General features: G+C 73.7%; 7 protein-coding genes. 4 read left to right on the top strand and 3 right to left on the bottom strand.

Annotated elements, in window-relative coordinates:
- Positions 1 to 196: 196 nt before the first annotated feature.
- Positions 197 to 598 carry a hypothetical protein gene (locus AOK00_RS27840; RefSeq protein WP_055603009.1) on the bottom strand — a complete coding sequence of 134 codons (402 nt, stop codon included), beginning with the start codon at positions 596 to 598 and terminating at the stop codon, positions 197 to 199.
- Positions 591 to 1,088 carry a SigE family RNA polymerase sigma factor gene (locus tag AOK00_RS27835; protein ID WP_055603008.1) on the bottom strand — a complete coding sequence of 166 codons (498 nt, stop codon included), beginning with the start codon at positions 1,086 to 1,088 and terminating at the stop codon, positions 591 to 593. Before AOK00_RS27835 ends, AOK00_RS27840 begins: the two co-directional genes overlap by 8 nt.
- 314 nt (positions 1,089 to 1,402) lie before the next feature.
- Between AOK00_RS27835 and AOK00_RS27830 the strand changes: the two genes are divergently transcribed.
- Together AOK00_RS27830 and AOK00_RS27825 are read left to right on the top strand one after the other, a co-directional pair.
- On the top strand, positions 1,403 to 1,810 hold the full coding sequence (locus AOK00_RS27830) for a YciI family protein (RefSeq protein ID WP_055603007.1): 408 nt from the start codon (positions 1,403 to 1,405) through the stop codon (positions 1,808 to 1,810).
- Between the two features lie 11 nt (positions 1,811 to 1,821).
- On the top strand, positions 1,822 to 3,003 hold the full coding sequence (locus tag AOK00_RS27825) for an RNA polymerase sigma factor (protein ID WP_055603006.1): 1,182 nt from the start codon (positions 1,822 to 1,824) through the stop codon (positions 3,001 to 3,003).
- 57 nt (positions 3,004 to 3,060) lie between these two features.
- On the opposite strand, the gene AOK00_RS27820 is transcribed toward AOK00_RS27825, so the two are convergent.
- Entirely contained in the window at positions 3,061 to 3,900 is an 840-nt protein-coding gene (locus AOK00_RS27820; protein WP_055603005.1) for a DUF4232 domain-containing protein, read from the bottom strand.
- A gap of 223 nt (positions 3,901 to 4,123) precedes the next feature.
- Here AOK00_RS27820 and AOK00_RS27815 point away from each other — a divergent pair, with 223 nt between their 5' ends.
- Complete coding sequence (locus AOK00_RS27815; RefSeq protein WP_055603004.1) at positions 4,124 to 5,377, top strand: transcriptional regulator; 1,254 nt, start codon at positions 4,124 to 4,126, stop codon at positions 5,375 to 5,377.
- A gap of 294 nt (positions 5,378 to 5,671) precedes the next feature.
- Entirely contained in the window at positions 5,672 to 7,018 is a 1,347-nt protein-coding gene (gene gdhA, locus AOK00_RS27810; RefSeq protein ID WP_055603003.1) for an NADP-specific glutamate dehydrogenase, read from the top strand.
- Positions 7,019 to 7,164 lie beyond the last annotated feature (146 nt).

Genomic DNA, 7,164 nt, shown 5'->3' with positions numbered 1-7,164 from the left:
CCTGACGCCCCCGGGCGGGCCGGGTCGGCCAGGGGCCCGCCCGGGGGCGTCAGGGGCGCGGATCGGCCGGTTCGGCCGGCTCGGTGGTCCGTGCGGTTCGGCCGGCTCGGCTGTCCGGGCGCTTCAGTGGTCCGGGCGGTTCAGTGGTTGCCGGTTCGGCGGTCCGGGCCGGTTCAGCGGTCGGACCGTGCCGTGCTCAGGGCGGCGACGTCGTCACCCGTCCCGAAGGCTGCGTCGTCGTCGCCGACGGATCGCCGGCGGGGCCCTCCTGGGTGGGTGTGCCCGGTGTGGTCGAACTGCTCGGCGGCGGGCCGGTGGTCTCCCCGGGAGACGGTGCGACGGGTGAGGGGCTGACCGCCGGTACGACGGGAGTCGGCGCGTCGGACAGGAGAGCCGCCGCGGTCACCCCGCCACCGGCGAGGATCAGACACGCGGCCCCCGCGGCGACGGCGACGCGACGCCGGTGCGCGCGCCTGGCGCGCTCGGCGATGCGCGCGACCGGTACGGCGCGGGCGCGGGCCGTACCGGAGGCGGCGGCCTGCCGGAACATCTCGCGCAGCGGGTCCCGGGGGTCCTGGGCGTCCTGGGGGTCAAGCACCGGGGTCCTCCTCAACGTTCCGGGGCTGCAGACGATCGGCGAGGGCGACCCGGCCACGGACCAGGTGCGTCTTGACGGTGCTGGCGGACTGTCCGGTCTCGCCGGCGATCTGTTCGACGCTCAGGTCGCACAGGTAGTGCAGGGTCACCGTGCGGCGCTGCTGGGCGGGCAGGCCGCGCAGCGCGTCGATGAGCACCACGTACTCCGGGCCGGGGCCCTCGACGGGCGGTGGAGCGCCCGCGCGGTCCCAGGCGTCGGACGTGCGCCTGCGGAAACGCCAACGACTCACCGCCAGGCGCCAGGCGACCGTGCGGATCCACGCCTCCGGCTGTCCGTCGCGATCGAGCTGGCGTCGCCGGCTCCACCCCTTGACGAACGCTTCCTGTACGACGTCCTGAGCCTCGTGCAGATCGCCCAGCATCACGTACAGCTGCCCTGTGAGTCGCGCGACCGCCTGCTCGTAGAACGCCTCGAACTCCTCAACGGTCAACACTCACTCCCGGATCTTTCGCTTCACCACGCATACGCCTGGCGCCAGGCGTCCGGTTGACACGGTCCGCCTCTCCACAGAGTGATGGTGATCACAGAACCGGGGCGGTCGCGCGACGCGCGGCGGACGGCGCGAGGGCGTGTCCACGGCGGCCCGGTCCGCGTCGCCGACCCGGCGGGGCCTCCCGGGGAATCCGGCTCGGCCGGGAGGGCGAAAGAAGTCCGGGCGCCCATGTCGAGAACCCGCGGTCGGCTCCGTCCCCGGGGCGGAAGCGACCACAATGGGCCGCACCGGTACCGAGGAGACGAACCGCCATGGCCAAGTACCTGCTGCTGAAGCACTACCGAGGCGCTCCCGCCGCGGTGAACGACGTCCCCATGGACCAGTGGACGCCGGAGGAGATCTCGGCGCACGTGACGTACATGGACGACTTCGCGGAGCGCCTCAAGGAGACCGGCGAGTACGTCGACAGCCACGCGCTCTCACCGGAGGGCACCTTCGTCCGGTACGACGGTGAGGGGCGGCCGCCGGTCACCGACGGGCCGTTCGCCGAGACGAAGGACGTCATCGCCGGCTGGATGGAGATCGACGTCGACACCTACGAGCGGGCGCTCGAACTGGCCGGTGAACTGTCGGCGGCGCCGGGCGCGGGCGGCGAGCCGATCCACGAGTGGCTCGAACTGCGCCCGTTCCTGTCCACGGCTCCCACCATCACGGAGTGATGAGCTCTCCCGTGGACGAGGCCCTGCTCAGGAGCCTCACGCCGGGCGTGCTCGGCATCCTCGTCCGCCGCGGAGCCGACTTCGCGGCGGCCGAGGACGCCGTGCAGGACGCCCTGGTCGAGGCCGTCCGTGGCTGGCCGGAGGACCCGCCCCGGGACCCGAAGGGCTGGCTCGTCACCGTGGCCTGGCGGAAGTTCCTCGACGCCACGCGGGCGGACACCGCCCGGCGGCGGCGCGAGGGCCTCGTCGAGGAGGAGCCGCGGCCCGGGCCCGCGCCCGCGGTGGACGACACCCTCCAGCTCTACTTCCTCTGCGCCCACCCCTCGCTGACGCCGTCCTCCGCGGTCGCGCTCACGCTGCGCGCCGTCGGCGGGCTCACTACCCGCCAGATCGCGCAGGCCTATCTGGTGCCCGAGGCGACCATGGCGCAGCGCATCAGCCGCGCCAAGCGCACCGTCTCGGGGGTGCGGTTCGACCGGCCGGGCGATGTGGCCACCGTGCTGCGCGTCCTCTACCTGGTCTTCAACGAGGGCTACTCCGGCGACGTCGACCTCGCCGCCGAGGCCATCCGGCTCACCCGGCGGCTCGCGGCCGTGATCGACCACCCCGAGGTGGCCGGGCTGCTCGCCCTCATGCTGCTCCACCACGCCCGGCGGGCCGGCCGTACCGCACCCGACGGCAGCCTGGTGCCGCTCGCCGAGCAGGACCGGGGCCGCTGGGACACCGAGCTGATCGCCGAGGGCGTCGAGATCCTGCAGGCGGCCCTCGCCCGGGACCGGCTCGGCGAGTACCAGGCGCAAGCCGCCGTCGCCGCGCTCCACGCCGACGCGCCCACCGCGGAGGAGACCGACTGGGTGCAGATCGTCGAGTGGTACGACGAGCTCGCACGGCTCACCGACAGCCCCGTCGTCCGGCTCAACCGTGCCGTGGCCGTCGGCGAGGCCGACGGACCGCGCGCCGGGCTCGCGGCGCTCGCGGATCTGACCGGCTCCTCCCCGGGCCCGGCCGCCGGGGGCCATGGCCGCCGGCTGCCCCGCGCCACCGCGGCGGCGGCGTACCTCCATGAGCGGGCCGGGGATCTGGCGACGGCGGCACGGCTGTACGCCGACGCGGCCCGGGAGGCCCCCAACCTCCCCGAACGCGACTACCTGACCCGCCAGGCCGCCCGGCTCAACACCCGCCGGCGCGGCTGAGGGCCGCACGCCCGACCGGCGGGTGGGGACGGACGGCCGGGCCGGATACGGAGCCGGTCAGCTGAGGGCGTCGCCCATGGAGCTCTGCCAGTACGTCACACGCAGCGAGCTGTCGACGTACACACCCTTGCCTGCGAGCCGGGGGCGGGAGGTGGTGCCGTCGGTGAAGCCGACCGTGAGGCTCGTCGTCGTGTAGCCGTGCTGTCCGCTGCCGTCGGCGGCGGAGAGGATCACGCCCGCGTAACCGGACTCACCCGGGGCGAGGGTCACGACCGCCTGCGGGTGGGTCGACTCGATGACCGGCGGGACGGCCTGGGCCTCGCCGAAGCGGGCGACCGGGTAGCCGAGGAGGTCGCAGAGGCCGGAGCCGGTGTTGGTGACGGTGAGCAGCATGTGGTTGAGCGGGCGGGCGACCGGGGTGGCGGTGGTCCTGGTGTTGCCCGCGCCGCACTGCTTGTTCCGCGAGGGCCCGCTCGTGTCGTCGCTGCCGCCGGAGGTCGAGGCGCTCGTCCCGCTGTTGCCGCCGGAGCCGCTGCTTCCGGCGGAGGTGGCGCCGCCGGACTCCCCGCCGGTGGCGGTGCCCGTGGTCGTACCGCCGTTCTTCGATCCGCCCGTCGAGCCGCCGTTCGTCGAGCCGCCGGTCGATCCGGCCGTCGAGCCGCTCGTGGAGCCCGCGGTCCTGCCGGACGAACCGCCCTGGGGGTTCGTCGTCGCGGCGCCCGAGGGGGTCGGCGTCGGGGTCTCGGCCGGCTGCGTGGCCGAGGCGGTGGGGGCGAGCGACGTCGTGGCGGCGCCTTCGTCCTGCGCGGCGCCGGTGCCGCAGGCGGTGAGCGAGAGCGCGGCGACGGCGAGCGTCGTGGCGGCGAGAAGGCGGGTGCGGGTGGTGCGTCCGGACATGGGAGTCCCCCTTGGGTACGGGATCGGAAACCGGTCGTTGTGCGGCGACGGCCGCCGGTTCCCCGTGGCGGCCTTGCCTCGCCGACCACAGCGTGTGACAAGATCCGTTCCAGCTGCCGCTCCTACCGGGTGGTACGGGACGCTGGAATGAAATCAAGGCTCTGACCTGCACTGATGTCTCCACCTGGGGACGTGGGGACGAATGCCGGAAGAGGGTGGAACGGTGGCGGGGGACGAGTTCGCGGCGCTGTTGGGGCAGCTCAAGGAGCGCTCGGGGCTCAGCTACGGCACGCTCGGCAAGCGTCTGCACATGAGCGCCTCGACCCTGCACCGGTACGTCAACGGGGACGCCGTACCGGTGGACTACGCGCCCGTGGAGCGGCTCGCGCGGCTGTGCCGGGCGACCCCCGACGAACTCGTCGAGCTGCACCGGCTGTGGGTGCGGGCGGACGTGTCGCGCGGGCGGAAGGCCCCGGCCGTCCCGGTGGACCGGGCTGTGGCCCCGGACCCGGATCCGGCCCCGACTCTGGATGTCGCGACGGAGCCGACGGCCGAGGTGCTGTCCGAGGTGCCGGTCGAACCGGCGCCCGAGACTTCGTCGACGGAGCCGGCCCCGGCGGACGGAGCAGCCGTGACCGGGGCGCCGCCCGCGGTGGCGGCCCCGTCCCCTCCGGAGCGCGGGCGGCTCCGGCGTACCGCCGTGGTCGTCGGCACCACCGCGGTCGCCGCCGCCGTGGCGGTCGCGCTCGTCATGAACATCTCGGGCGGGGACGGACCGGAGAAGGAACGGCGGGCGGGCGACGCGGCCGTTTCCTCCGGAGCACCGGGGCGGTCCGGGTCCTCCGGCGGCAAGCCGACGGGGACGGCGTTCGCGCCGACCGTCGTGACCGCGCCCCACACCTGGGAAGGGCCCTGCAGCCAGCACTACCTGATCGACCGTGGGCCCGAGCAGGTCCCGCCGCCGCCCACGGAGCAGGACGCGCCGGGCTGGATCGCCGCGCTCGACGCGGTGCCGGGCGGGGACCAGCTGCTGCGGCTGACGGTGCAGGGCACCGGGAAGCGGACGGTCGTCCTGGAGGCCCTTCATGTGCGGGTCGTGAGCAAGAAGGCGCCCCTGGCCTGGAACGACTACGTGATGGGTGTCGGCTGTGGCGGCGAGGTGTCGACGAAGGCCTTCGCCGTCGATCTCGACGCCGGCCGGCCGGCCGCCGTCCCCGTGGGCGGGCAGCGGACGTTCTCGTACAAGACGAGCGAGTCCGACCCCGTGATCTTCAACGTGGCCGCGCGCGCCCAGGCGCACGACGTCAGCTGGTACCTGGAACTCGTCTGGTCCAGCGGCGAGGCGCACGGCACGCTCCGCGTCGACGACGACGGCCGCCCGTTCCGTACCAGCGGCAACCTCGCCCGGCCCGCGTACGCCTACCCGTTGGGCTGGACCGAATGGATCGACAACGACGTCGACACCGAGGGGCGTTAGGGCTTTTCCAGGCGTCGAGGGCGGCCACCGGGCTCGCCACCGCGACCGTGTTGTAGACGAAGACGAAGGCGAAGGCGAAGACACACGACCTCGTCACGGCGCGGCGGGCCCGGTGACCGGCGTTGCCCCCTCGCTCTTCAGCCGCTCCTCAGGGCGCCGGTACCGCGCGGTGTGGGCGGCCGACCGGCTCGGAGACCGCCTCGGTGGCGGCGCGGTGTGAGGGCCGGGCAACAATGGCGTGACGTCGCCCGCACGCAACGGCACTTTCGATGAGGATGAAGGCGAGAGACACCCATGAACGTCAGCGCACACATGGAAGCCGTCTACACGGAGGTCCGCCGACGCAACCCCGGGGAGGCGGAGTTCCACCAGGCGGCCGCCGAGGTCCTCGACTCCCTCGCGCCCGCCCTCGAACGGCACCCCGAGTACGCCGAGACCGGGATTCTGGAGCGACTGTGCGAGCCCGAACGGCAGTTGCTCTTCCGGGTTCCGTGGGTGGACGACCACGGCACCGTGCGGGTGAACCGAGGATTCCGGGTGGAGTTCAACAGCGCCCTCGGCCCGTACAAGGGCGGGCTGCGGTTCCACCCGAGCGTCAATCTCGGCATCGTGAAGTTCCTCGGTTTCGAGCAGATCTTCAAGAACGCGCTGACGGGCATGGCGATCGGCGGCGGCAAGGGCGGCGCCGACTTCGACCCCAAGGGCCGCTCGGACGCCGAGGTCATGCGCTTCTGTCAGTCCTTCATGACCGAGCTCTACCGTCACCTCGGTGAGCACACGGACGTGCCGGCCGGGGACATCGGCGTCGGGGCGCGCGAGATCGGTTTCCTCTTCGGGCAGTACAAGCGGATCACCAACCGTTACGAGTCCGGCGTCCTCACCGGCAAGCCGGTGGGCTGGGGCGGCTCCCACGTCCGTACCGAGGCCACGGGCTACGGCGCGGTCTACTTCGCGGAGGAGATGCTCGCCACCCGCGGCCAGGACTTCGACGGACGGCGGGTCGTGGTCTCCGGCTCCGGCAACGTGGCCGTGTACGCCGCGGAGAAGGTGCACGCCCTCGGCGGCCGCGTCGTGGCCTGCAGCGACTCCTCCGGGTACCTCGTCGACGAGGACGGCATCGACCTCGACCTGCTCAAGGACGTCAAGGAGGTGCGGCGGGCCCGGATCTCCGCCTACGCGGAGGCGAAGCCGACCGCGCGCTTCTCCGCCCGTGGCACGGTGTACGACGTCCCGTGCGACATCGCCCTGCCCTGCGCGACCCAGAACGAACTGGGCCTCGACGACGCCGTGGCCCTGGTCAAGCACGGGATCCTCGCGGTCGCCGAGGGCGCGAACATGCCCTGCACGCCCGAGGCGGTGAAGGTCTTCCGGGAGGCAGGTGTCCTCTTCGGCCCCGGCAAGGCGGCCAACGCCGGCGGCGTGGCGACCTCGGCCCTCGAGATGCAGCAGAACGCGGCCCGCGACAGTTGGACCTTCGAGGAGACCGAGACCCGGCTCGCCGCGGTCATGCGCGGTGTCCACGCCGAGTGCCGGGCCACGGCGGAGGCGTACGGCGGCAACGCCGAGGACTACGTACTCGGCGCCAACGTGGCGGGGTTCCTGCGGGTGGCGCGGGCGATGACCGCCCAGGGCGTGATCTGAGGACGCCCCCGCACGGCGGCCCCGCCCCGCGCCCCCCGCCCCGCGTGCCACCCGGCGCGCGGGGCGGGGCCGTCGGCCGAAGCGCCCGCCCCCGCGCCGTCTCAGCCGCTTCGCTCGCCGGGCAGGATCTGTTCCGTCGGGATGGC

The organism is Streptomyces aureus, from assembly GCF_001418135.1.
Taxonomy (GTDB): domain Bacteria; phylum Actinomycetota; class Actinomycetes; order Streptomycetales; family Streptomycetaceae; genus Streptomyces; species Streptomyces aureus_A.
The sequence above is the reverse complement of the archived record's forward strand: the minus strand, read 5'-3'. Positions and strand labels throughout refer to the sequence as shown.